This is a genomic window from Bacillus sp. 2D03, assembly GCF_003946765.1.
GTDB lineage: Bacteria > Bacillota > Bacilli > Bacillales > Bacillaceae_G > Bacillus_A > Bacillus_A cereus.
In genome coordinates, this window is record NZ_RPSJ01000009.1 from 42,798 (window position 1) to 67,009 (window position 24,212).

Below are 24,212 nucleotides of genomic sequence, written 5' to 3' on the forward strand. Positions count from 1 at the left end.
TACTGACAACAGTTAAATAATGATCCTTTAACACAGCCCCGTGAGGTTGAGAAGGTAACGGTTTGAAATACTTAGGGTATGTTGTACCCTTTTTTCAAAAGTCCTCTCGCACACGCTGAGAGGACTTTTTTTATACCATTACTCTCACGCAAGAAAAAAGCTTGGAGGTGTAGAGCATGCAAGAGAAAGCTGTCGTTTTAGATGACCAAATGATTCGCCGCGCTTTAACACGAATTAGTCATGAAATCGTGGAACGAAATAAAGGTGTCGATAATTGTGTTCTTGTCGGAATTAAAACTCGTGGAATTTTTATTGCACAACGTTTGGCAGAACGAATTGGTCAAATTGAAGGAAAAGAAATGGAAGTTGGAGAGTTAGACATTACGTTATATCGTGATGATTTAACACTACAATCGAAAAATAAAGAACCACTTGTAAAAGGTTCTGATATCCCTGTAGATATTACGAAGAAGAAAGTTATCCTTGTGGATGACGTATTATATACAGGAAGAACAGTTCGAGCAGCAATGGATGCTCTTATGGATTTAGGTAGACCATCTCAAATCCAATTGGCGGTTCTTGTTGATAGAGGTCATCGCGAATTACCAATTCGCGCTGATTATGTAGGGAAGAACATTCCAACATCAAGTGAAGAGCGTATAGAAGTTGATTTGCAAGAGACAGATCAACAAGATCGAGTAAGCATATACGATAAGTAAAGCCCTTTTAAATGTAGTCCTGTGAGGCTGCCAAAGGGTCTTGGCTTTCATATGTCAAATTTGGCATACGAAAGTGTAGGACTCTTTGTGCACAGGCACAAAGAGTTTTTTTATTGCAAAGATTTAAACTGAAGGAGGATGTAACAATGGAACAAAAGCCAGTGTTAGACGTTAATGAAGTACCGAAACCGGGAAAATGGTTATTTTTAAGTATACAACATTTGTTCGCGATGTTTGGATCAACAGTGCTTGTTCCGTTTTTAACAGGATTGAATCCATCAGTAGCATTAATATCAAGTGGATTAGGAACGTTAGCGTTCCTTCTTATAACGAAAGGTCAAGTACCTGCCTATCTAGGATCATCATTCGCCTTTATCGCACCGATTATAACAGCGAAAACGGCAGGTGGACCGGGAGCAGCAATGCTTGGTGGTTTGCTAGCAGGACTTGTGTACATCTTAATCTCACTCGGAATTAAGAAGTCAGGATCAGAGTGGATTATGAAATTACTTCCGCCAATCGTAGTTGGTCCAGTAGTAATGGTAATCGGTCTAGCTTTAGCACATACAGCAGTTAACATGGCGATGAACGGTGCGGATGGCAAATATAGCTTTACACACTTTTCAGTAGCGTTAGTAACGTTAGCAATTACAATTATCTGCTCGATATTCGGGAGAGGGTTTTTCAGTATCATACCAGTGTTACTAGGGATTGTCGGCGGATATATCTTCGCTTACTTCCAAGGGCTAGTAGACTTAAAGCCGGTAGCTGAGGCAAAATGGTTTGTTATACCAGATTTCACAGTACCATTTGTAACATATACGCCGGAGTTTTCGTGGAAGATTGTACTCCTGATGGTACCAGTTGCACTAGTAACAATTTCAGAGCATATCGGACATCAAATTGTACTTGGAAATGTTATTAAAAGAGATTTAATTGAAAAACCAGGTTTACACCGTTCAATCTTCGGTGATGGGGTAGCGACATTAATCGCGTCACTAATCGGTGGACCGCCGAATACGACGTATGGTGAAAACATCGGTGTGCTAGCAATTACGAGAGCATACAGTGTATACTTATTCATCGGTTCAGCAGTGTTTGCAATCATATTCGGGTTTATCGGTAAGATTTCTGCACTGATTCATTCGATCCCAACACCAGTTATGGGTGGTGTATCAATCCTACTATTCGGTGTAATCGCATCAAGCGGATTACGCATGATGGTAGATGATAAAACAGACCTAAGTGACAAACGAAACTTAATGATTGCATCAGTGATACTAGTGATTGGTATTGGCGGAGCGGTACTTCACGTAGGAGAATCGTTCCAAGTAGAAGGAATGGCACTAGCAGCAATTGTAGGTGTACTATTAAATCTACTACTACCAGAAACGAAACAAATAAAACAATCTAAGCAAATTGCTTCATAATAATAACCTTTTAATTCAGTCCTGTGAGACCGAAAAGGGTGGCTTCTTTCTTGCACCCTAGTCTCACATGACTAGGGTATTTTTATACAAAGGTTGTTATAAATATACGAAAGTGGTAACATAAAAATTAGAAAGATGAGGGATGACGATGAGCCATTTGTTAACGATGAGTGAATTATCGGAAGTAGAAATTTCAGAAATCCTAAAAGACGCAGAAGATTTTGCGAATGGAAAAGAAAGCAAAACGACAGAGCAAACTTTTGTTGCGAACTTGTTCTTTGAGAATAGTACGAGAACGAGATTTAGCTTTGAGGTTGCTGAGAAGAGATTAGGACTTGATGTTTTAAACTTTTCAGCTGATGCATCTAGCGTACAAAAAGGAGAAACTTTATACGATACGATAAGAACATTAGAATCAATCGGAACAAAAGCGGTAATCGTCCGCCATGAGCAAGATCGCTACTTCGATGAACTAAAAGATCAGGTGAATATCCCAATCTTAAATGCTGGAGATGGATGTGGAAACCACCCAACGCAGTGCCTACTCGATCTCCTTACAATTAAACAAGAGTTTGGAAGATTTGAAGGATTAAAGATTGCGATAGTAGGAGATGTTCGTCATAGCAGAGTAGCGCGTTCGAATGCAGAAGCATTAACGAAACTAGGTGCAACAATCTACTTTGCAAGTCCAGAAGAGTGGAAAGATGAAGACAACACATTTGGAACATACAAACCATTAGATGAACTTGTTCCAGAAGTGGATGTAATGATGTTACTTCGTGTACAACATGAGCGTCATGATCATTATGAAACAGACATTATGAAAGAGTATCATGAGAAACACGGATTAACAGTGGAAAGAGAAAAGCGTATGAAAGAAGGAAGCATTATTATGCATCCAGCTCCTGTAAACCGTGATGTTGAAATTGCAAGTGAACTTGTTGAGTGTGAGCGTTCACGCATATTTAAACAAATGGAAAATGGAGTTTACGTAAGAATGGCTGTACTAAAACGCGCCTTACCAAATGTATTAGGAGGAATGAAACATGAATTACTTGTTTAAAAATGGTCGTTATATGAATGAAGAAGGAAAAATCGTAGCAACGGATCTTCTCGTACAAGACGGTAAAATCGCTAAGGTAGCAGAAAATATTACGGCAGATAATGCTGAAGTAATCGATGTGAACGGAAAGTTAATCGCACCTGGATTAGTAGATGTACACGTACATCTTCGTGAACCAGGTGGTGAACATAAAGAAACAATTGAAACAGGTACACTAGCAGCGGCAAAAGGTGGATTCACTACAATTTGCGCAATGCCAAATACACGTCCGGTACCAGATTGCAGAGAACATATGGAAGACTTGCAAAAACGTATTGAAGAAAAAGCTCATGTTAACGTACTACCATACGGAGCAATTACAGTACGTCAAGCTGGTTCTGAAATGACAGATTTCGAAACATTAAAAGAACTTGGAGCATTTGCTTTCACAGATGACGGCGTAGGCGTACAAGATGCGAGCATGATGTTAGCGGCTATGAAACGTGCAGCAAAATTAGATATGGCAGTAGTTGCGCACTGTGAAGAGAATACGCTTATTAATAAAGGTTGTGTACATGAAGGGAAGTTTTCTGAGAAACACGGATTAAACGGTATCCCATCAGTATGTGAATCTGTACATATTGCAAGGGATATACTGCTTGCTGAAGCAGCAGATTGCCACTATCACGTATGTCATGTAAGTACGAAAGGTTCGGTACGTGTAATCCGTGATGCGAAACGCGCTGGAATTAAAGTAACAGCAGAAGTAACACCGCATCACCTAGTGTTATGTGAAGATGATATCCCATCAGCTGATCCTAACTTTAAAATGAACCCACCGCTTCGTGGAAAAGAAGACCATGCAGCATTAATTGAAGGTTTATTAGATGGAACGATCGATATGATTGCAACTGACCATGCACCGCATACAGCGGAAGAGAAAGCACAAGGAATTGAAAGAGCACCGTTTGGAATTACTGGTTTTGAAACAGCATTCCCACTTCTATACACAAACCTTGTGAAAAAAGGAATTATTACATTAGAACAATTAATTCAATTCTTAACAGAAAAGCCAGCTGATACATTCGGCTTAGAAGCAGGTCGCCTGAAAGAAGGTAGAACAGCTGATATTACAATCATTGATTTAGAACAAGAAGAAGAGATTGACCCAACAACATTCTTATCAAAAGGAAAAAATACACCATTCGCAGGTTGGAAATGCCAAGGATGGCCGGTAATGACAATCGTTGGTGGTAAGATCGCATGGCAAAAGGAGAGTGCATTAGTATGAAAAGACAACTTATCTTAGAAGATGGAACAGTATTAATTGGAACAGGTTTCGGAGGCGAAATCGAAAAGTCAGGTGAGGTTGTATTTACAACAGGAATGACTGGATATCAAGAAACATTATCTGATCCATCATATTGCGGTCAAATCGTAACATTCACGTACCCATTAATCGGAAACTACGGCATTAACCGTGACGATTTTGAATCCATTCACCCATCTGTAAATGGTTTAATCGTAAACGAAATTTGTGATCATCCATCAAACTTCCGTAATGAAATTTCGTTAAATGATTACTTGAACGAAAGAAATATCCCAGGATTAGCAGGGATTGATACGAGAAAATTAACGAGAAAAATTCGTCAATACGGTACATTACGCGGACGCCTTTGTAATATGGATGCAGATGTAGAGTACATTGTAAGTCAATTAAAAGCGACAGTATTTACAGATCATGTAAAACGCGTATCAACGAAAGATCCATACCCAAGCCCAGGTCGTGGTCACCGAGTTGTACTAGTAGACTTCGGTATGAAACATGGTATTTTACGAGAATTAAATAAGCGTGACTGTGATGTAATTGTAGTTCCTTACAACACAACAGCAGAAGAAATTTTACGCCTTAGCCCAGATGGAATTATGTTAAGTAATGGACCTGGAGATCCGAAAGATGTACCAGAAGCAATTGAAATGTTAAAAGACATTATCGGTAAAGTTCCTTTATTCGGAATTTGCCTAGGACATCAATTGTTCGCTCTAGCATCAGGTGCAAATACAAGTAAGTTGAAATTTGGTCACCGTGGTTTAAACCATCCAGTAAAAAATCTTGCAACTGGAAAAGTAGCAATTACATCTCAAAACCACGGATACGCAGTAGAAGAAGAATCAGTTGAAAATACAGATCTTGAAATTACACATGTTGCTTTAAACGATGGAACGGTAGAAGGTCTTCGTCATAAGAAGTTCCCAGCATTTACAGTACAATACCATCCAGAAGCTTCAGCGGGACCAGAAGATGCAAATGATTTATTCGAAGATTTCTTAACAATGATTGAAAACTTCAAGAAAGAAGGGGAAGAGTTATGCCAAAACGCCTAGACATTAACACAATTTTAGTAATCGGATCAGGACCAATTGTAATTGGGCAAGCAGCGGAGTTTGACTACTCTGGTACACAAGCTTGTCAATCTCTTAAAGAGGAAGGTTACAAAGTAATCCTTGTTAACTCTAACCCAGCAACAATTATGACGGATACTGCAACAGCAGATAAAGTATACATCGAGCCATTAACATTAGAATTCGTAAGCCGTATTATTCGTAAAGAACGTCCTGATGCAATCCTACCAACATTAGGTGGTCAAACAGGTTTAAACATGGCTGTTGAACTTGCAAAATCAGGCGTACTTGACGAGTGCGGAGTTGAAATTTTAGGAACAAAATTATCAGCAATCGAGCAAGCGGAAGATCGTGATTTATTCCGTACATTAATGCAAGATTTAAATGAACCAACACCACCAAGTGAAATTATTCATAACCTTGATGAAGCATATGGATTTGTAAACGAAATTGGTTATCCAGTAATCGTTCGACCAGCGTTCACATTAGGAGGAACGGGCGGCGGAATTTGCCATAACGAAGAAGAGCTAATTGAAATCGTAACAAGTGGTTTAAAACATAGTCCAGTAACACAATGTTTATTAGAGAAAAGTATTGCTGGCTGTAAGGAAATTGAATATGAAGTAATGCGTGATTCAAATGATAACGCGATTGTAGTATGTAACATGGAAAACATCGATCCAGTTGGTGTTCACACAGGTGATTCGATTGTAGTAGCACCGAGCCAAACGCTAAGCGACCGTGAATATCAAATGTTACGTAACACTTCATTACGAATTATTCGTGCACTAGGAATTGAAGGCGGATGTAACGTTCAGCTTGCGCTTGATCCATATAGCTTCCAATACTATGTAATTGAAGTAAATCCACGTGTAAGTCGTTCATCTGCACTAGCATCTAAAGCAACTGGATATCCAATTGCGAAATTAGCAGCAAAAATTGCAGTCGGCTTAACGTTAGATGAAATCGTAAACCCAGTAACACAAAAAACTTACGCTTGTTTCGAGCCAGCGTTAGACTATGTTGTTTCAAAAATTCCACGTTGGCCGTTTGATAAGTTTGAATCAGCGAACAGAACGCTTGGAACACAAATGAAAGCAACTGGTGAAGTTATGTCAATCGGACGTAACTTAGAAGAATCATTACTAAAAGCAGTTCGTTCTTTAGAGCTTGGCATTTATCACTTAGAATTAGAGCACTTAAAAGAACTTGATAAAGAAACGATGAAAAAACGTATCATTAAAGCGGATGATGAACGACTGTTTATTGTAGCAGAAGCAATTCGCCAAGGTGTAACGAAAGAAGAAATCAATGAATGGTGTGAAATGGACTTCTTCTTCTTACAAAAAGTTGAAAACATCGTAAATATGGAACGTGAAGTAAAAGCGAACGTAGGAAATATGGAAGTACTACAAACTGCAAAAGAAATGGGCTTCAGCGATCACTACATTGCAGCAGCTTGGAACAAAACGGAGCGCGAAATTTACGATATGCGTAAAGAAAATAATATGATGCCAGTATTCAAAATGGTAGATACTTGTGCGGCAGAGTTTGAATCTGCAACGCCATATTACTACAGCACATATGCGGACGAAAATGAATCGATTGTAACAGATCGTAAGAGTGTAGTAGTTCTAGGATCTGGTCCGATCCGCATTGGTCAAGGTGTTGAGTTTGACTACGCAACAGTTCACTCAGTATGGGCAATTAAAGAAGCTGGATATGAGGCAATCATTGTTAATAACAACCCAGAAACAGTTTCAACAGACTTCAGTATTTCTGACAAATTATACTTTGAACCATTAACGATTGAAGATGTAATGCACATTATCGATTTAGAAAAACCAGAAGGTGTTATCGTTCAGTTCGGTGGACAAACGGCAATTAACTTAGCTGCTAAATTAGAAGCTCACGGTGTGAAAATCTTAGGAACATCACTTGAAGATTTAGACCGTGCAGAAGATCGTGATAAGTTTGAAGCAGCGCTAACACAACTTGGTATCCCGCAACCAGTTGGTAAAACAGCAACGACTGTAGAGCAAGCAGTAGCAATCGCTGACAAAATTGGTTACCCAGTATTAGTAAGACCATCTTACGTACTAGGTGGACGCGCGATGGAAATCGTATATCGTCAAGAAGAACTGCTGCACTACATGAAAAATGCGGTTAAAGTTCACGCAGATCACCCAGTATTAATCGATCGTTACATGGTTGGTAAAGAAATTGAAGTAGATGCAATTTCAGATGGTGAGAATGTATTCATTCCGGGTATTATGGAACATATTGAACGCGCTGGAGTTCACTCTGGTGACTCAATCGGAGTATATCCACCGCAAAGCTTATCTGCAAAACTAAAAGAACAAATTATTGAACATACAATTGCACTTGGAAAAGGTTTAAACATTGTTGGATTACTAAACATTCAGTTTGTAGTATTCAAAGATGAAGTGTATGTAATCGAAGTAAATCCACGTGCGAGCCGTACAGTACCATTCTTAAGTAAAATTACAGGCGTACCGATGGCGAATGTTGCAACGAAAGTTATTTTAGGGCAAGACCTAGTAGAGCAAGGATACGGAACTGGTTATCACCCAGAAGAGAAAGAAGTATATGTAAAGGCTCCGGTATTCTCATTCGCAAAACTACGCTCAGTTGATACAACATTAGGACCTGAAATGAAATCAACAGGGGAAGTAATGGGTAAAGACTTAACGCTTGAAAAAGCATTATACAAAGGATTAGTTGCTTCTGGAATTAACATCCCAACGCACGGATCAGTAATCATTACTGTAGCGGATAAAGATAAAGAAGAGGCAATGGAAATTGCAAAACGTTTCCACGAAATCGGTTATAACTTATTAGCAACAGCTGGAACAGCACAGTCGTTAGCTGAGCAAAATATTCCAGTGCAAGTTGTAAACAAAATTGATTCTGAAGACTACAACTTACTAGATATTATCCGTCAAGGAAAAGCACAGTTTGTAATCAATACGCTAACGAAAGGCAAACAACCAGCGCGTGATGGTTTCCGCATTCGCCGTGAATCAGTAGAAAATGGTGTGGCTTGCTTAACATCACTTGATACAACGAGAGCAATCTTACGAGTACTAGAATCTATGACATTCTCAGCTCATTCAATGAAAGAAATTACGCAAACAAAGCGTCACGAGGTGGTACATGCATGATGCAAAAGCAAAATATGATTGTCGTTAACCAAAAAGAAATCGCAAAAAACATTTACGAATTAGTGCTTCAAGGAACGTTAGTACAGCAAATGAACGAACCAGGGCAGTTTGTACACATTAAGGTAGCAGAGGGCATTGCGCCCCTTCTGCGCCGCCCGATTAGTATTTGTAATGTAAATCAAGAGAAGAACGAATTTACAATGCTATATCGTGCAGAAGGACAAGGGACAAAAACATTAGCAACTAGAAAACAAGGTGAAATGGTAGACGTACTAGGACCGCTAGGACATGGTTTTCCTGTAGAAGAAGCAGAAGCTGGTCAAACAGCTTTACTAGTAGGCGGGGGAATTGGTGTACCACCACTTTATGAATTATCACAGCGCCTCGTTGCAAAAGGGGTACGCGTAATTCACATCCTAGGTTTTCAAACGAAAGATGTAGTTTTCTATGAAGAAAAATTTGCAGAACTTGGTGATACGTACGTTGCAACAGTAGACGGTACACACGGTACAAAAGGATTTGTCACAGATGTAATTGATAATTACGGAATTGACTTTGATATTCTTTATTCATGTGGTCCGTTAGCGATGCTTCGTGCATTAGAAGGACGTTACAAAGAGAAAAAAGCCTATATTTCATTAGAAGAACGTATGGGCTGTGGTATTGGAGCTTGTTTCGCATGTGTATGCCACTTACAAGAAGATCCAAGTGGACATTCTTACAAGAAGGTGTGTAGCGACGGACCAGTATTTCCAATCGGGGAGGTTGTACTATGAACAGATTGCAAGTTGAATTACCAGGATTATCGTTAAAAAATCCAATTATACCGGCATCTGGATGCTTTGGGTTTGGTCGTGAATATGCACAGTTTTACGATTTAAGTGTACTAGGATCAATCATGATTAAAGCGACGACAGAACAACCACGTTATGGAAATCCAACGCCTCGTGTTGCTGAAACACCAGGCGGCATGCTAAATGCAATCGGACTTCAAAACCCGGGATTAGACAAAGTAATGAATTCGGAATTACCATGGTTAGAACAATTTGACCTTCCAATTATTGCGAACGTTGCAGGCTCACAAGCTGAGGATTACGTAGCGGTTGCGAAGGAAATTTCTAAAGCGCCTAATGTCCATGCACTAGAATTAAACATTTCTTGTCCGAACGTAAAAACAGGTGGTATCGCCTTTGGTACAAATCCTGAAATTGCTGCTGATTTAACGAAGCGAGTAAAAGAGGTTTCTGAAGTACCTGTATACGTGAAGTTGTCACCGAACGTGGCAAACATTGTGGAAATTGCAAAAGCGATTGAAAATGCAGGTGCAGATGGTTTAACGATGATTAATACATTGCTTGGTATGCGTCTAGATTTAAAAACAGCTAAACCAATTTTAGCAAACCGTACAGGTGGATTATCAGGTCCTGCGATTAAGCCAGTAGCAATTCGCATGGTACATGAAGTAAGCCAAGCGGTAAACATTCCGATTATCGGAATGGGTGGTATTGAGACAGCGGAAGATGTAATTGAATTCTTCTATGCTGGCGCAAGCGCAGTTGCAGTAGGTACAGCGAACTTTATTGATCCGTTCGTATGTCCGACAATTATTGAAGAGTTACCAGCATTACTAGATGAATTAGGATTTGATCACATTTCGGAATGTCAAGGAAGGAGCTGGAAGCAAACATGTCACAGTCGTTAATCGTTGCATTAGATTTTCCAGGGAAACAAGATGTAGAACAATTCTTGCGCCACTTTGAAGGGGAAAAGTTATTTGTCAAAGTTGGTATGGAGTTATTTTACAAAGAAGGCCCTGCGATTATTACGTACTTAAAAGAAAAAGGACATAAGATTTTTCTAGATTTAAAACTTCATGATATTCCGAATACAGTAAAAAGCGCTATGCGTAGCCTAGCTAGTCTAGATGTTGATATGGTAAATGTTCATGCTGCTGGGGGAAGCAGTATGATGAAAGCTGCGATTGAGGGATTAGAGGAAGGTAAGCAAGAAGGAAAAGAGAGACCGATTTGTATTGCAGTTACACAACTAACAAGCACTTCGGAAGCTATGATGAAAAAAGAGATCGGCATTGAGAAAACGTTAGAAGAAGCGGTTGCTCATTATGCAAAACTAACGAAAGAAAGTGGACTTGATGGCGTTGTTTGTTCAACACTTGAAGTTCCAAAATTACGTGAAGTATGCGGAAATGAATTTGTAACAGTAACACCGGGGATTCGTCTTGCAAGCGATGATGTAAATGACCAGGTGCGCGTAGCAACACCGAAACGTGCGAGGGAACTTGGCTCAAGCTACATCGTAGTTGGACGTAGTATTACAAAAGCAGAAAATCCGCTTGAAGCGTATAAAACAGTAAAACAACAGTGGGAAGGTGTAACAGTATGAAAAAAGAAATCGCATCGCATTTATTAGAAATTGGAGCAGTATTTTTACAACCGAACGATCCATTCACATGGTCTTCAGGTATGAAATCACCAATTTATTGTGATAACCGTTTAACTTTATCTTATCCAAAAGTACGTCAAGCGATTGCAGCTGGATTAGAAGAGTTAATTAAAGAGCACTTCCCAACTGTAGAAATTATTGCAGGAACAGCAACTGCTGGTATTGCGCACGCTGCATGGGTAAGCGATCGTATGGATTTACCAATGTGCTACGTACGCAGTAAAGCAAAAGGTCACGGTAAAGGGAACCAAATCGAAGGAAAAGCTGAAAAAGGTCAAAAAGTTGTAGTAGTAGAAGACTTAATTTCAACTGGCGGTAGTGCAATTACATGTGTAGAAGCACTTCGCGAAGCTGGATGTGAAGTATTAGGAATCGTATCAATCTTCACATACGAGTTAGAAGCAGGAAAAGAAAAACTAGAAGCAGCTAACGTAGCATCATATTCTTTAAGTGATTACAGTACATTAACTGAAGTTGCAGCAGAAAAAGGTATGATCGGACAAGCTGAAACAAAAAAATTACAAGAGTGGCGTAAAAATCCAACTAACGAAGCTTGGATCACAGCGTAACACGAAAAAAGACGACCGCGGGGGAACGCGGTCGTTTTTTTATATCATTGTTATAATTTCAAGTAAAGTTCCATCAATATCAAAGAAAATCATATTACAATCTCCTTAACTACTTAGCGCTTTCTGCAAGCTCATATCCTCTTACAAACAATAAAGTCATATAAGAAACAATAAATGAGAAGATGCTGTACATGCCAACCCAAAAGAAAAATTTTGGAGTAAAGGCGATAACACCTATTATTAAAAAACTAGCAAACGTTACAATCGGCATTACGTAATACGTTTTCGTCTTGCGCGTTCCAATAACAGAAACGATAAAGATAAGTAATGGACAAATTAATAAGACGAAAATCAATTCATTCATAGGTATGTCCCCTTTTCTAATTGCAGTAATCTGTTTCTCGTAAACGTTTTGAAATAATTACTCTCCTAATATAATTTCGCTAAGTAATAACGAATCCCTCTTGAAAACTGATAATTCATGATGAATTTTACAAGCAAAAAACGTAAGCAAGAGAACACTTGCTTACGTTATAGGATAAACATCGCAACGATCGTGGTGACAATTAAACCGATAACAACCGGTAAAAAGTTTCGGCGTGCAAGTTCAAATGGATCGACTTTACAAATCGCAGCAGCAGGAATAAGTGCCCAAGGAATTAACGTCCCGCCCCCGGTCCATATAGCCGCAATTTGTCCGAGTGCTGTTAATGTAGCTGTTCCATGGCCAAGTGCTGTTCCAAAAAGATTGGCAATGGAACCAGCAAGTGATATACCTGAAAAACCTGATCCATCTAAGCCGGTAATGACACCAACGATGGTTAATGTCCCTGCCGATACATATTGATTTAAAGGAACAGTTTGAGATAAAGCGATGCCTAAGTCGTTAATGATTCCGTGTGAACCTTTCGGTAAATAGTCCCCGATAATTTTTACAAATCCACTATCTCCTAAATAAAAGAGTGCAGCGATAGGAATAACTGGTCCGAAAATTTTAAAGCCAAATTGGAGCCCTTCTATGAAATAATCGGTCGTTTTATTCAGTCCATTTCCTTTGTAGGCGATGAGGGAAATGATGATAATCATAATAACAGTCGTTCCGCCGATAAGTGCAGTTGCGTCGCTTCCTTGTAATTTAAATTGAATCATGCAAAGGATATCAATGATATATACGATAGGGATACAAATAGCGAGCCATTTTTTTATGCGAGGAGATAATGAAGTGAGCGTTTTAGAAGACTCAGTTGATGGAATAGCTTCTTGTATAGATAAGCCTGTATGAAACTCTTTTCGTAAGAAGAAAAAAGCGACAGAAGTTGTCACAATGCCCATAACGATAACGAGTGGAACACTTGCAGATACGATGCTGGAAACAGGGAGACCAGCCGCGTCTGCAGTTAATTTCGGTGCACCTTGAATAACGAAGTCTCCTGATAAGGCGATGCCGTGTCCAAATAAGTTCATAGCAATTGCAACCCCAATTGGAGGAAGGCCGACACGTACAGCAACCGGTAATAAAATAGCTCCCATTAAGGCGACAGCTGGAGAAGGCCAAAAGAAGAAAGAAATGGTCATCATTAAAAGGCCGATAATCCAGTAGGCGAGTGTAGGTGTACGAATCATTTTTGTAAATGGTGAAATCATCGTATCATTTATGCCAGTATGAACGAGTAAATTGCTCATTGATACGATAATGGAGATGATTAATATAGTTGGTAATAGCTCAGTAATGGCGTAAATGAAACTTTGAAAAATTCCGCTAATGGCAAGAGGGATAGAACTTGTTGCAGTTAATGCTAATAAAAAGATAAAAACGATACAAATGATAGTCGTATCTTTTCGGAGAATAAAAAAGGTAATAATAGTGAGTAAACAAATAATGTAGAGAGCGTGTAATAGCGTTAATTCAACTCCCATAACATTCACATCCTTTAGGCATTCGTGTAGTTTATTGTATGAAAGCAGTGAAAGTATGTGAGTATAGGAAAAAGAAAAAAGTGAAATTTCATGTACTGTAATGATAAGAATAAAAAATGGATGATACAATACAATTAATCCTAAAAATGGGATTTGAGGAGAAGGGGAATGGGGAAGTACGAATGAGAGAAAAAATAGGATATTATGGTGTGCTAGTTTGTTTACTATTATCAGTTATTTCAGGACAATTTCTTAACAGTGAATGGGTACCAGTTATATTATGTATAGGAGTATTGATTTTTGCTCCTATGTATCGCTGGAATGAATGGAAAGCATATAGTCGAAAAAAGAAAATGGTTTTCAGCATCGAATTTGTCATTATAATCAGCACAATTCCGTTTTTGTTATGGAATGGAAAGGAAATGAGATAATAGATGGAATTGTAATGTTTCAAGGGTGGTTGTTTATTGCGAAAATGCTATATTTAATATGCATTTTAATGTTGGTAGTGGTAGTCACTAAAATAGTAAACGAAAAGCTATTTGTTAATGAATAAAAGAAAATGCCACCTTATTCGGTGGCATTTCCTCATTTTACTGCATGAGCTTTTTGCATCTTTTTAATTAAACGAATTTGTCCACGATGATTGATTTCATCTTCAAAAACGTGAAACCACTTAAAATAGTTATTTGCTGGTTTGTCATACCAAAAGTCTGTCGTTTTAAATAACCATTCATCAGGTAACGATTGAAAAGTCTCGATTGTTTTGGAACGTACTTCTTGTAATGTATTTATGTAAAATTCTATAGCGTTTCCTTTTATTTTCTCACGTCCAAGATCGCCTAATTCAATGCCAGGTAACCAGCGTTCTAATTCAGCCTCCGTTGGTTCACGGTCTTCAAAAGTATGAATCTGGTAGTAAAATTCAATAGCGGCCATATGGTACAATAACATACCAATTGAATTTGCGTCCTTATCATATAAATAATCAAGTTCTTCAATTGTTAAACCTTCCACTGCTTGCATTGTTGTATAGCGAGCGTAATTCATCATGGAAACAAGATTTGAAAATTCTCCTTGTAAACCCTCTATTTTCTCAATTATAAAATTCAATTAAAATTCCCCCTCTTTAAATGAATACTCCAGAGAAGGAATTCTATGTGCAAAGAAAAAGTTTTGTTATTAACAAGGAATAACAATTAGTTCCCGATTTGATTTTGTAATAACTTCATATCCGTCTTTCGTGATAACGATATCATCTTCAATTCTACAGCCGCCCCAGTTTGGTATGTAAATACCAGGTTCAACGGTAACGACCATACCTTCTTCTAAAGTAGCTTTACTTTCTTGGGATAAGCGAAGAGGTTCATGTATTTCTAACCCAAGACCATGACCAGTAGAGTGTCCAAAATATTGACCATATCCATGCTCAGTAATGTAATCTCTCGTTATATCATCGATACTTTTCGCAGTTTCTCCAGGCTTAATCGCTTCAGTCCCACGTTTTAACGCTTCTCGTACAACATTGTATATTTTTTTGAATTCTTCCGATGGTTCCCCGATTGCTACAGTACGTGTTATATCGGAACAATATCCGTCGTAAAGTGCACCGAAGTCTAATGTAACGATATCGCCTCGTTCGATTATTTTATTTGATGCAACTCCATGGGGAAGTGAAGAACGAACGCCTGAAGCTACAATGATTTGGAAGGAAGAAGATGTAGCCCCTTTTTTTCGCATGAAAAATTCTAATTCATCTCGAACGTCAGTCTCGCTTATTCCAGGCTTTAGAAATGTAACAATATGGTGAAATGCTTGATCAGCGATCGTAGCTGCGATTTTCATTGTTTCTATTTCAGATGTGTCTTTAATAAGGCGAATATTTTCAATGATCTCACATACTGGAACCATTTCTGTATGTATATATTTTTGTAGTTTCTTAAATTGTTGCAAAGTCATATTATTGTCTTCTATACCAAGTTTTTGAATGTTTAATTTTGATACTTGATTTGCAACTTCTTCTTCTAAATTTCCTTTATGCATAATAATTTCTGCTGCTTTTATTTCCGTTTTTGCTTGATCTACGTAACGGAAATCGGTAATAAAAATAGCTTTATGCGCAGAAATTAAGACAACGCCTGCGCTACCTGTAAAGCTTGTTGCGTATTGACGGTTTTCTTTCTTTGTAATAAGTAACCCGTCGATTCCGTAATTATGTAGTTGTTTTTGGATGTTAGTTATTCTTATATTCATTTTAATTCCTCCTTTTTACATTAATAAAGCAAGAATTGTGCCAATATATTTATTTAGAATAAAAGAGAAGAGGGTAGCTGTGTGTCAAAAAAACTAGACGGATGTAAAATAAATATATATAAAATTTTTACAGTAAGTTTTTATGTGAATGAACAATAATGTAAACTTGCAAACAAAATCTTTTTAATTTAAATATTATATTTTTTGTATAAATAAATTAAAAAAATTGGTATAATAAGGGATTGTTACGTTTTTTTGTAGGTAAAGAGATGTAACGAAAAAATTGGGTTAAGGAATGTGAATGTATGAAGAAATTAAGTAAAGTAATGTCATTTTGTTTGGCCGCTAGTATGCTTGTTATAACGGGGTGTGAAACAAGTGAAAACAAAGTTCAAGTGAATAAAATGATTGACCAGCTTGATGAAGCGCCAGAAGTGACAGAAAAAGAAGCAAAAAAGATTGTAAGAAAGAATGTAGATGGAATAGCAAACGCGTTTAGTGAGATGGAAAAAGAAAATGGATGGAGCCGAAATAATCCTGGGGATTTAGAGACAGTTAAAAAAGGAGTTAAGGGATTAGTTTCAGAAAAGTTTGTAGAGAATCAGCTTCCTGAATTGCTTAATAACTTTAATAGATCGAGAGAGACTGATATGTTACCATTCCCAAATTATTTTCAATCTGAAATAAGATTTTCTTCTTCACAAGATAAAGAAAATTTAACGGTACATACATTAAGTTTAGAAGATGAAATAGGTCATGCGGCCCAAGAATGGGAATTTCATTTGGTGTATAAAGAAGGGGAATGGTTAATGGATAAATGGTCATTCGTTTTTCCTGAAGATTTAAAACTTACAAAAGAAGAAGCAAATAGAATTTTACAAATGCCAGACGATAAGAATGTGTCATTTGTAAGTGAAGAAAATAGTGGCGATAAGAAATATATATTCAAAGATAGTAACGGATTAATTACTGTAAATGCGAAAACATCTCTTATTTCATACAATGTAGATGAAAATAGGTATGAAAAAGTAACGAAAGAAAGAAATATTCAAGAAACAGAACAAGTACAGAGAAAGGATTCCAGTGCGTATACAGGCTCAAAAGACGAGAAACAATCGCAAAAAGAATCTTCTTCAAAGATAGATAGAGCAAATGTTTTAAGCGAATTAGCTGCTATAGATAAACAAGAAAAACATACGAATGCTATGTCAACCAATGATATAGTAAATGAAATAGAAGGAAATTATGAACTGTGGGATAATAAACTAAATGAAATTTACAGTACATTAAAAAGTACGATGTCAGCTGATGCGTTCCAGTCGTTAAAAACGAAACAAATTGCGTGGGTTAAAGAAAAAGAAAGTAAAGTTAAAGCAATTGGTACTGATACAAATAACGGAACGATGAGGCGTATCGAAGCCTCAGAAGAGAAATATAAGATGACAAAAGCAAGGTGTTATGAATTAGTAAATGGGTATATGAATTAGTGTGAACGAATATAAAAAAATGCGTTGCTTATAAGCAACGCATTTTTTTATTTACGCTTTTAATTTCATTACAATATCAACATCTGGTGTTACATATACGGTTTGCTGATTGTCGTACGTAACAAAACCAAGTTTTGCACCACTCGGTTTTTTGACATGGCGTATTTTGGTGAAATCAACAGGTACAGAGCTAGACTCTTTCGCTTTACTGTAATAGGCAGCAATTTTGGCAGCTTCTAGTAAAGTTTCTTCAGCAGGCTCTAAAGAACGAATGACAACGTGAGAGCCAGGTATGTCTTTCGTATGTAACCAAATTTCATCACGGCGGGCAAACTTCGTTGTTAAATAATCATTTTGTTTATTGTTTTTACCAACGAAAATCTCTGTGCCATCACTTGCTACATATTTATCTAATACTGGTTTAGTAGGCTTTTTCTTTGCGTTTTTCGTTTTACGATTGCGCACATAACCTTCTTCAGCTAATTCCTCACGAATTTCTTCAATATCTTTTGAAGAAGCAGCTTCCATTTGTTGAAGTAAGCTATCAAAATAAAGAATTTCTTCATTTGTTTTTTCGATTTGTTCTTCTACAACAACAACTGAATTTTTTGCTTTTTGATACTTTTGGAAATAGCGTTGTGCATTTTCAGATGGTGTTTTTAAAGGATCTAATGTAATTTTTACAGTTCCACCATTCTCATCGTAATAATTAACGACCTCAATATCTTTATCGCCCTTTTTTAAAGCGTACATATTGGCTGTAAGTAGCTCTCCAAATAGTTGATATTTATCTGCTTTTCCAGCATCTTGCAGTGTTTTTTCGAGTTTAATGAGTTTTTTCTCGTTTTTATTTTTTTCGTTTTGCATAAAGCGTTCTAAATCATGAGCTTGTTGTTTTACACGATCACGTTCTGCTTTGCCAAAGAAGAAACGATCTAACAATTCGCTCACTGATGAGAATGTTTTTTCCCCTCCTTGCAAGTGTGTAAGAGGGAAAAGATAAAAGAATTCTTTTCCCTTTGCAGTAATCATTGTAGGTGTATATGCATGAGATAGTAATGGTGTTTGTATAGAGAAAAATGCTTCTGATAATGCTTTCTCGTTTACCATACCGGCTTTCTTTACTACTTCTTTTGCAAATAATGGGGATATTCCCATGAAAGCACCGACGAGTTGTTTATCCATATTTCCAGATAGAAAGTCTAGCGGTCTAATAAAATCATCTGCAGTTTCAATTTGCAGAGGATTGATTTTATGTTGGGCTGGTGGCGCGACGTACTCAGCACCAGCATATACAGTTCGGTGACGGTTTACGGCTAATGAAACGTGTTTTAAGCTATCTAAAATCACGTTTGTTTTCGTATCTAATAAGATAATGTTACTATGTCGTCCCATTATTTCAATTACTAATGTTTTTAATGATTCGTCTCCGATTTCATTACGACTGCGAACTGTAATTTGAATAATGCGTTCTAAGTCGATTTGTTCAATTTTTTCAATAAATCCACCTTCTAAATGTTTGCGAAGAAGCATACAGAACATCGGCGGTATTGCTGGCGAATCGTAGTTTTGATTCGTTAAGTGCATACGCGCATATGTAGGATGAGATGAAAGAATTAGTTTTTGGTTCTTTCCATTCGCTCGAATATGTAATAAAATCTCGTATTTTGAAGGTTGATATATTTTGGAAATTCTTCCTGTGTAAAGAGAATTTTCAATTTCATGTGTAATCGCTCTTGTAAATAATCCATCGAATGCCATAAATGAACACTCCTTTCTAACTAAATGTTAATTATAGCATTTTTTTGGACGAGGCTGAATAAGCTTTCAATAGAGTATGTCTGGAATCAGGAGGTCGATAGCAGGATGAACTGGTATGGAATGCGAGCACATGAAGTGGAAGAAAGAACGAATACGAATGTAAAGGTTGGACTTACAGAGAAAGAAGCAGAAGGGCGAGTAAAGAAATTTGGTACTAATGAATTAGAAGAAGCAAAAAGGCCTTCTGCACTAATGGTATTTTTAGCACAGTTTAAAGATTTCATGGTACTCGTTTTGTTTGGAGCAACAATTGTTTCTGCGTTTTTAGGTGAATACATTGATTCTATTGCTATTGTTGCCATTGTTATTATCAATGGTATTCTCGGCTTTTTTCAAGAAAGAAAAGCTGAAAAATCATTGGAAGCTTTAAAGGAACTAGCCGCTCCGCAAGTTACTGTAATGCGGAATGGAAAGTGGGTAAAAGCACCATCTAAAGCACTTGTTTTAGGGGATATTATTAAGTTTTCCAGTGGTGATCGTATTGGGGCTGATGTGCGTCTTGTTGAGGCATCAAGTTTATATATTGAAGAGTCTGCTTTGACAGGGGAGTCCGTACCTGTACAAAAGAAGGTAGAAGCATTGCAAGGGCAAGATGTTGCAATTGGGGATCAAAAAAATATGGCTTTTATGGGGACAATGATTACGCGAGGATCTGGTACAGGAGTTGTTGTAGCAACTGGTATGAATACAGCGATGGGGCAAATTGCAAATATGTTGCAAAATGCAGAGCAAATGGAAACGCCACTGCAAAGAAGGTTAGAACAGCTCGGAAAAATATTAATTATTGTAGCTCTTATTTTGACAGCGCTCGTTGTATTGGCTGGTGTGTATCAAGGGAATGAAGTATATCATATGTTTTTAGCTGGCGTATCGCTAGCTGTTGCGGCTATTCCAGAAGGATTGCCAGCAATTGTTACAGTAGCTTTATCACTTGGTGTACAGCGTATGATAAAAAAGAGAGCAATTGTAAGGAAGTTACCGGCCGTAGAAACGTTAGGCTGCGCTTCTGTTATATGCTCTGATAAAACGGGAACAATGACGCAAAACAAAATGATGGTAACACATATGTGGTCAGGCGGAGAATTGTGGAAAGTGACAGGGCAAGGATATGAACCTAATGGCTCTTTTATGAAAGGTGAAAAAGAAGTGAATCCAGCTAAGACAAAATCACTTTATCAGCTACTTACATTTGGTTCACTATGTAACAATGCAAATATTATTCAAAAGAAAAAGGCGTACGTATTAGATGGAGATCCGACAGAGGGAGCGCTTGTAGCTGCAGCAATGAAAGCCGGGATAACACGTGAGGCATTAAAAGGGAAATTTGAAATTATTCGTGAATTCCCCTTTGATTCAACTCGAAAAATGATGAGTGTTATTGTACGAGATCGAGAGGGGAAAAAGTTTATTGTTACGAAAGGAGCACCGGATGTTCTTTTGCAACTGAGTCAAACAATCTTATGGGGGGATAAGCAGCAGCCGTTAAGTGAGCTATATAGAAAAGAAGTACAGGCGGCTATTCATAGCTTAGGTAGTCAAGCGCTTCGAACAATTGCAGTTGCGTTTAAACCTTTAAAAGTCACGGATTCTATTGAACATGAAAGAGACGTTGAAAAAGATTTTATGTTGGTTGGAATACAAGGTATGATTGACCCGCCAAGGCCAGAAGTGGCGCAGGCGGTAAAAGAGTGTAAAGAAGCTGGTATTCGAACAGTAATGATTACAGGTGATCATAAAGTGACAGCAATGGCGATTGCTGAACAATTAGGAGTTTTACCACCAGATGGACGCGTTGTTGAAGGAGTAGAACTCGCGAATATGGATGTGGAGGAATTAGAAAATGTTGTAGAAGATACGTATGTATTCGCTCGTGTATCACCTGAGCATAAATTGAAAATTGTTAAGGCACTGCAAAATCAAGGACATATAGTAGCGATGACAGGTGATGGAGTGAACGATGCTCCAGCGATAAAAACAGCGGATATTGGGATAGCGATGGGAATTACAGGGACAGATGTTGCGAAAGAAGCCTCTTCACTTGTTTTACTAGACGATAATTTTGCTACAATTAAATCAGCAATTAAAGAAGGAAGAAATATATATGAGAACATACGTAAGTTCATTCGCTACTTATTGGCGTCAAATGTTGGAGAAATTTTAGTTATGTTATTTGCGATGTTACTTGCATTACCACTGCCGATGGTTCCTATTCAAATTTTATGGGTGAACTTAGTTACTGATGGTTTACCAGCGATGGCATTAGGTTTGGATAAGGCTGAAGGAGATGTGATGAAGAGAACACCGCGTCACCCGAAAGAAGGGGTATTCGCTAGAGGGCTTGCGTGGAAAATAATAAGTCGAGGGTTTTTAATTGGGGCAGTGACGTTAGTGGCGTTTATTATTGCGTATAACCAACATCCAAATGAACTGAAATATGCACAAACTGTAGCGTTCGCGACGTTGGTACTTGCTCAGCTTATTCATGTATTTGATTGTCGTAGTGAGCATTCTGTCTTTCACCGTAATCCATTTGGGAACGTGTATTTAGTAGGGGCGGTTATTATTTCGTTACTACTCATGCTAGTGGTTATATATTATCCACCGTTACAACCAATCTTTAGCACAATGCCGATACAAGCAAGAGATTGGTTATTAATTGGAGGTTTGTCATCAATTCCGACTTTCTTACTAGTAGGTTCTTTATTAACAGGGAAAAAGGCTAAGAAGAAAAAGCCGATATTATATAAGAAGGGATTAAACTTGAAATAGTCAATGTTATGAAAATGTGATATAATTTACAGAAGGTAGTAGAGCCTTGTCTCTATTACCTTTTTCATTGAGTTATTTTATGGCTTGGATGTGATAAAAATGATTTCTAGTATGACAGGGTTTGGAAGATCGAAAGTAGAAAGTGATACTTTTCAAATTACAGTAGAAATGAAATCGGTGAACCACCGTTTTTTAGAGATGAGTATTCGACTTCCTAAGCAAATGATGGTATTTGAGGACAAAATTCGTAAAATAATTGCACAGCAAGTTCGACGTGGACGCATTGAAGTGTCTATTAGTATAGCGGGTGAAGGACTTGTTGAAAGAAAATTAAGTGTGAATTGGTCACTTCTTGAGCAGTACCAATCGATGATGGAAGATATAAAAGGGAAATTTCAATTACAAGATTCTATTACACTTCAGCAATTAATGGCAATGCCAGAAGTAACAGCAATTGAAGAAATAGAAAATGTAAATGAACATTTTGAGAACAGTTTATATGAGGCTGTTCGTCAAGCTGCTCATATGTTGAAAACGATGAGAGATGGCGAAGGAGAACGATTACATAAAGATATAGCGTATCGTTTACAAGAGATTAGCAATTGTGTAAATGCAATTATTCCACATGCACCAATTGTTACACAAAAATATCGTGAACGATTAGAAAATCGCTTAAAAGAATTACATAATCAAGATCTAGATGAACAAAGATTGCTAACAGAAGTCGCAATCTTTGCAGAGCGTTGTGATATTCATGAAGAGTTAGTTCGTTTGCAAAGTCATTTAGAGCAATTTCGTGAAACATTGCAGATTGAAGAGCCTGTTGGAAGGAAAATGGATTTCATCGTGCAAGAGATGCATAGAGAAATTAATACGATTGGTTCTAAGGCAAATGACTTAACAATTTCAAAATATGTTGTAGAAATGAAAAATAACCTTGAAAAAATTCGTGAACAAGTACAAAATATTGAGTAGCTTTCAAAAAATATATAAAGTTATACGTGGTGGAGAAATCGGATAGACTTACTAGGAGGCGCAAACTATGGCCATGCGGTTTTTAAATATTGGATACGGAAATATTGTATCTGCTCATCGAATTATTGCTATTGTAAGTCCGGAGTCAGCTCCTATTAAACGAACAGTACAAGAAGCACGCGAACATAATGCTTTGCTTGATGCTACGTATGGGAGAAAAACAAGGGCGGTTATTGTTATGGATGATGGGCATGTTGTATTAAGTCCAATTCAACCAGAGACGATTGCACATCGTTTGAATAATAAAGAAGATTTAAGTGAGGAAGGGTAGGTTTTACATATTTATGAGAAGTAGAAGAGGATTGCTCATCGTTCTTTCAGGGCCTTCTGGGGTTGGAAAAGGGACGGTTCGTAAAGAGCTGTTTAGCCATGAGGATACACGTTTTCAGTACTCTATTTCAGTAACGACACGTAAGCCGCGTGAAGGTGAAGTAGATGGTGTGGATTATTTCTTTAAAGAAAGAGAAGAATTCGAGGAAATGATTCGTAATGAAAAATTACTTGAGTGGGCTGAGTTCGTAGGTAATTATTACGGAACACCGATTGACTATGTTGAAAAAACATTACAAGAAGGAAAAGATGTATTCTTAGAAATTGAAGTGCAAGGAGCAATTCAAGTTAAGAAAGCTTTCCCAGAAGGTGTATTTATTTTCTTAGCACCTCCAAGTTTATCTGAACTAAAAAGCCGTATTGTCGGACGTGGTACAGAGACTGAAGATGTTATTGAAAATCGTTTAACTGTAGCGAAAGAAGAAATCGAGATGATGGACGCTTACGACTATGTAGTAGAAAACGATCAAGTTGAATTAGCTTGTGATAGAATTAAAGCAATTGTGGTTGGCGAACATTGCCGCCGCGAAAGGGTAGCAAAATATTATAAAGAAATGACGGAGGGTCTATAATTATGTTAAATCCATCAATTGACTCATTACTACAAAAAATCGATTCTAAGTACACATTAGTAACAGTAGCTGCAAAACGCGCGCGTGAAATGCAACTTGCTAATAACTGTGTTGTAGAAAAACCTGTTTCTCATAAATGTGTAGGTAAAGCATTAGAAGAAATCGATGCAGAAGCATTAAGCTACGTACCAAGTGAAGATAAAGTAGCTGAATAAGC

21 protein-coding genes and 1 pseudogene are annotated in these 24,212 nt (G+C 37.6%); 17 read left to right on the plus strand and 5 right to left on the minus strand.

All coding sequences use genetic code 11. From position 1 onward, the window contains the following. The first annotated feature begins 176 nt into the window (after positions 1–176). The 10 genes from pyrR (at position 177) to pyrE (ending at position 11,811) form a co-directional block, all read left to right on the plus strand. Positions 177–719, plus strand: coding sequence for a bifunctional pyrimidine operon transcriptional regulator/uracil phosphoribosyltransferase (pyrR, locus tag EBQ15_RS20020; protein WP_001156491.1), 543 nt, complete (start codon positions 177–179; stop codon positions 717–719). A 146-nt stretch (positions 720–865) separates the two neighbouring features. After that, entirely contained in the window at positions 866–2,149 is a 1,284-nt protein-coding gene (gene uraA, locus EBQ15_RS20025) for a uracil permease (RefSeq protein ID WP_000435931.1), read from the plus strand. 148 nt (positions 2,150–2,297) lie between these two features. Then, positions 2,298–3,212, plus strand: coding sequence for an aspartate carbamoyltransferase (gene pyrB / locus EBQ15_RS20030; RefSeq protein ID WP_000018845.1), 915 nt, complete (start codon positions 2,298–2,300; stop codon positions 3,210–3,212). Next, a complete protein-coding gene (gene pyrC, locus EBQ15_RS20035) occupies positions 3,196–4,482 on the plus strand; it encodes a dihydroorotase (RefSeq protein ID WP_001108366.1) in 1,287 nt (428 codons plus the stop codon). The genes pyrB and pyrC overlap by 17 nt, the downstream gene beginning before the upstream one ends. Next, complete coding sequence (locus tag EBQ15_RS20040) at positions 4,479–5,576, plus strand: carbamoyl phosphate synthase small subunit (RefSeq protein WP_000828685.1); 1,098 nt, start codon at positions 4,479–4,481, stop codon at positions 5,574–5,576. The genes pyrC and EBQ15_RS20040 overlap by 4 nt, the downstream gene beginning before the upstream one ends. Next, positions 5,561–8,779, plus strand: coding sequence for a carbamoyl-phosphate synthase large subunit (gene carB, locus EBQ15_RS20045; RefSeq protein ID WP_001126104.1), 3,219 nt, complete (start codon positions 5,561–5,563; stop codon positions 8,777–8,779). The genes EBQ15_RS20040 and carB overlap by 16 nt, the downstream gene beginning before the upstream one ends. Then, positions 8,776–9,555, plus strand: a complete 780-nt coding sequence (gene pyrK / locus EBQ15_RS20050) for a dihydroorotate oxidase B electron transfer subunit (protein WP_000983368.1) — start codon at positions 8,776–8,778, stop codon at positions 9,553–9,555. Before carB ends, pyrK begins: the two co-directional genes overlap by 4 nt. Next, positions 9,552–10,481 carry a dihydroorotate oxidase B catalytic subunit gene (pyrD, locus tag EBQ15_RS20055; protein WP_001081049.1) on the plus strand — a complete coding sequence of 310 codons (930 nt, stop codon included), beginning with the start codon at positions 9,552–9,554 and terminating at the stop codon, positions 10,479–10,481. The genes pyrK and pyrD overlap by 4 nt, the downstream gene beginning before the upstream one ends. Further along, the gene (pyrF, locus tag EBQ15_RS20060; RefSeq protein WP_000083505.1) at positions 10,466–11,182 is read left to right on the plus strand and encodes an orotidine-5'-phosphate decarboxylase; all 717 of its coding nucleotides are present in this window, start codon (positions 10,466–10,468) and stop codon (positions 11,180–11,182) included. Before pyrD ends, pyrF begins: the two co-directional genes overlap by 16 nt. Continuing rightward, positions 11,179–11,811 (plus strand): orotate phosphoribosyltransferase, encoded by a 633-nt coding sequence (gene pyrE, locus EBQ15_RS20065; protein ID WP_000711442.1) that lies wholly within the window; start codon positions 11,179–11,181, stop codon positions 11,809–11,811. Before pyrF ends, pyrE begins: the two co-directional genes overlap by 4 nt. A gap of 109 nt (positions 11,812–11,920) precedes the next feature. On the opposite strand, the gene EBQ15_RS20070 is transcribed toward pyrE, so the two are convergent. Both EBQ15_RS20070 and EBQ15_RS20075 read right to left on the minus strand, forming a co-directional pair. Then, positions 11,921–12,175 (minus strand): YbeF family protein, encoded by a 255-nt coding sequence (locus EBQ15_RS20070; RefSeq protein WP_001003933.1) that lies wholly within the window; start codon positions 12,173–12,175, stop codon positions 11,921–11,923. 167 nt (positions 12,176–12,342) lie between these two features. Beyond that, a complete protein-coding gene (locus EBQ15_RS20075) occupies positions 12,343–13,728 on the minus strand; it encodes a membrane protein (RefSeq protein WP_000537864.1) in 1,386 nt (461 codons plus the stop codon). Between the two features lie 182 nt (positions 13,729–13,910). Here EBQ15_RS20075 and EBQ15_RS20080 point away from each other — a divergent pair. After that, positions 13,911–14,284, plus strand: a pseudogene (locus EBQ15_RS20080) (YoqO family protein). Positions 14,285–14,316: 32 nt separating this feature from the next. Here the strand turns inward: EBQ15_RS20080 and EBQ15_RS20085 are convergent. Then, a complete protein-coding gene (locus EBQ15_RS20085; protein WP_001009252.1) occupies positions 14,317–14,841 on the minus strand; it encodes a DinB family protein in 525 nt (174 codons plus the stop codon). Positions 14,842–14,910: 69 nt separating this feature from the next. Next, positions 14,911–15,981: a M24 family metallopeptidase gene (locus EBQ15_RS20090; RefSeq protein ID WP_001026211.1), complete on the minus strand. Its 1,071-nt coding sequence runs from the start codon at positions 15,979–15,981 to the stop codon at positions 14,911–14,913. A gap of 305 nt (positions 15,982–16,286) precedes the next feature. On the opposite strand from EBQ15_RS20090, the gene EBQ15_RS20095 reads away from it, so the two are divergent. Continuing rightward, complete coding sequence (locus EBQ15_RS20095; RefSeq protein ID WP_000736523.1) at positions 16,287–17,468, plus strand: lysozyme inhibitor LprI family protein; 1,182 nt, start codon at positions 16,287–16,289, stop codon at positions 17,466–17,468. A gap of 51 nt (positions 17,469–17,519) precedes the next feature. Here EBQ15_RS20095 and EBQ15_RS20100 read toward each other — a convergent pair whose 3' ends face one another. Next, a complete protein-coding gene (locus EBQ15_RS20100; protein ID WP_000863283.1) occupies positions 17,520–19,229 on the minus strand; it encodes an Rqc2 family fibronectin-binding protein in 1,710 nt (569 codons plus the stop codon). Positions 19,230–19,334: 105 nt separating this feature from the next. Here EBQ15_RS20100 and EBQ15_RS20105 point away from each other — a divergent pair, with 105 nt between their 5' ends. The 5 genes from EBQ15_RS20105 to rpoZ all read left to right on the plus strand — a co-directional run bounded on the left by EBQ15_RS20105 (position 19,335) and on the right by rpoZ (position 24,210). After that, on the plus strand, positions 19,335–22,058 hold the full coding sequence (locus EBQ15_RS20105) for a calcium-translocating P-type ATPase, SERCA-type (protein WP_001104775.1): 2,724 nt from the start codon (positions 19,335–19,337) through the stop codon (positions 22,056–22,058). Between the two features lie 99 nt (positions 22,059–22,157). Beyond that, entirely contained in the window at positions 22,158–23,033 is an 876-nt protein-coding gene (locus EBQ15_RS20110; RefSeq protein ID WP_000625869.1) for a YicC/YloC family endoribonuclease, read from the plus strand. Between the two features lie 67 nt (positions 23,034–23,100). Continuing rightward, entirely contained in the window at positions 23,101–23,364 is a 264-nt protein-coding gene (gene remA, locus EBQ15_RS20115; RefSeq protein ID WP_001251456.1) for an extracellular matrix/biofilm regulator RemA, read from the plus strand. A gap of 13 nt (positions 23,365–23,377) precedes the next feature. After that, positions 23,378–23,995, plus strand: a complete 618-nt coding sequence (gene gmk, locus EBQ15_RS20120; RefSeq protein ID WP_001257741.1) for a guanylate kinase — start codon at positions 23,378–23,380, stop codon at positions 23,993–23,995. A 2-nt stretch (positions 23,996–23,997) separates the two neighbouring features. Further along, positions 23,998–24,210, plus strand: a complete 213-nt coding sequence (rpoZ, locus tag EBQ15_RS20125) for a DNA-directed RNA polymerase subunit omega (RefSeq protein ID WP_000933960.1) — start codon at positions 23,998–24,000, stop codon at positions 24,208–24,210. Positions 24,211–24,212 lie beyond the last annotated feature (2 nt).

What these genes read in the sequence shown, in the direction of transcription:
- EBQ15_RS20110 (WP_000625869.1), top strand. Translation starts at nt 22,158, where the DNA reads ATGATTTCTAGTATGACAGGGTTTGGAAGATCGAAAGTAGAAAGTGAT.
- EBQ15_RS20095 (WP_000736523.1), top strand. Translation starts at nt 16,287, where the DNA reads ATGAAGAAATTAAGTAAAGTAATGTCATTTTGTTTGGCCGCTAGTATG.
- EBQ15_RS20090 (WP_001026211.1), bottom strand. Translation starts at nt 15,981, where the DNA reads ATGAATATAAGAATAACTAACATCCAAAAACAACTACATAATTACGGA.
- EBQ15_RS20070 (WP_001003933.1), bottom strand. Translation starts at nt 12,175, where the DNA reads ATGAATGAATTGATTTTCGTCTTATTAATTTGTCCATTACTTATCTTT.
- uraA (WP_000435931.1), top strand. Translation starts at nt 866, where the DNA reads ATGGAACAAAAGCCAGTGTTAGACGTTAATGAAGTACCGAAACCGGGA.
- EBQ15_RS20100 (WP_000863283.1), bottom strand. Translation starts at nt 19,229, where the DNA reads ATGGCATTCGATGGATTATTTACAAGAGCGATTACACATGAAATTGAA.
- pyrR (WP_001156491.1), top strand. Translation starts at nt 177, where the DNA reads ATGCAAGAGAAAGCTGTCGTTTTAGATGACCAAATGATTCGCCGCGCT.
- carB (WP_001126104.1), top strand. Translation starts at nt 5,561, where the DNA reads ATGCCAAAACGCCTAGACATTAACACAATTTTAGTAATCGGATCAGGA.
- pyrB (WP_000018845.1), top strand. Translation starts at nt 2,298, where the DNA reads ATGAGCCATTTGTTAACGATGAGTGAATTATCGGAAGTAGAAATTTCA.
- rpoZ (WP_000933960.1), top strand. Translation starts at nt 23,998, where the DNA reads ATGTTAAATCCATCAATTGACTCATTACTACAAAAAATCGATTCTAAG.
- pyrE (WP_000711442.1), top strand. Translation starts at nt 11,179, where the DNA reads ATGAAAAAAGAAATCGCATCGCATTTATTAGAAATTGGAGCAGTATTT.
- gmk (WP_001257741.1), top strand. Translation starts at nt 23,378, where the DNA reads ATGAGAAGTAGAAGAGGATTGCTCATCGTTCTTTCAGGGCCTTCTGGG.
- pyrF (WP_000083505.1), top strand. Translation starts at nt 10,466, where the DNA reads ATGTCACAGTCGTTAATCGTTGCATTAGATTTTCCAGGGAAACAAGAT.
- remA (WP_001251456.1), top strand. Translation starts at nt 23,101, where the DNA reads ATGGCCATGCGGTTTTTAAATATTGGATACGGAAATATTGTATCTGCT.
- pyrK (WP_000983368.1), top strand. Translation starts at nt 8,776, where the DNA reads ATGATGCAAAAGCAAAATATGATTGTCGTTAACCAAAAAGAAATCGCA.
- pyrC (WP_001108366.1), top strand. Translation starts at nt 3,196, where the DNA reads ATGAATTACTTGTTTAAAAATGGTCGTTATATGAATGAAGAAGGAAAA.
- EBQ15_RS20040 (WP_000828685.1), top strand. Translation starts at nt 4,479, where the DNA reads ATGAAAAGACAACTTATCTTAGAAGATGGAACAGTATTAATTGGAACA.
- EBQ15_RS20075 (WP_000537864.1), bottom strand. Translation starts at nt 13,728, where the DNA reads ATGGGAGTTGAATTAACGCTATTACACGCTCTCTACATTATTTGTTTA.
- EBQ15_RS20105 (WP_001104775.1), top strand. Translation starts at nt 19,335, where the DNA reads ATGAACTGGTATGGAATGCGAGCACATGAAGTGGAAGAAAGAACGAAT.
- pyrD (WP_001081049.1), top strand. Translation starts at nt 9,552, where the DNA reads ATGAACAGATTGCAAGTTGAATTACCAGGATTATCGTTAAAAAATCCA.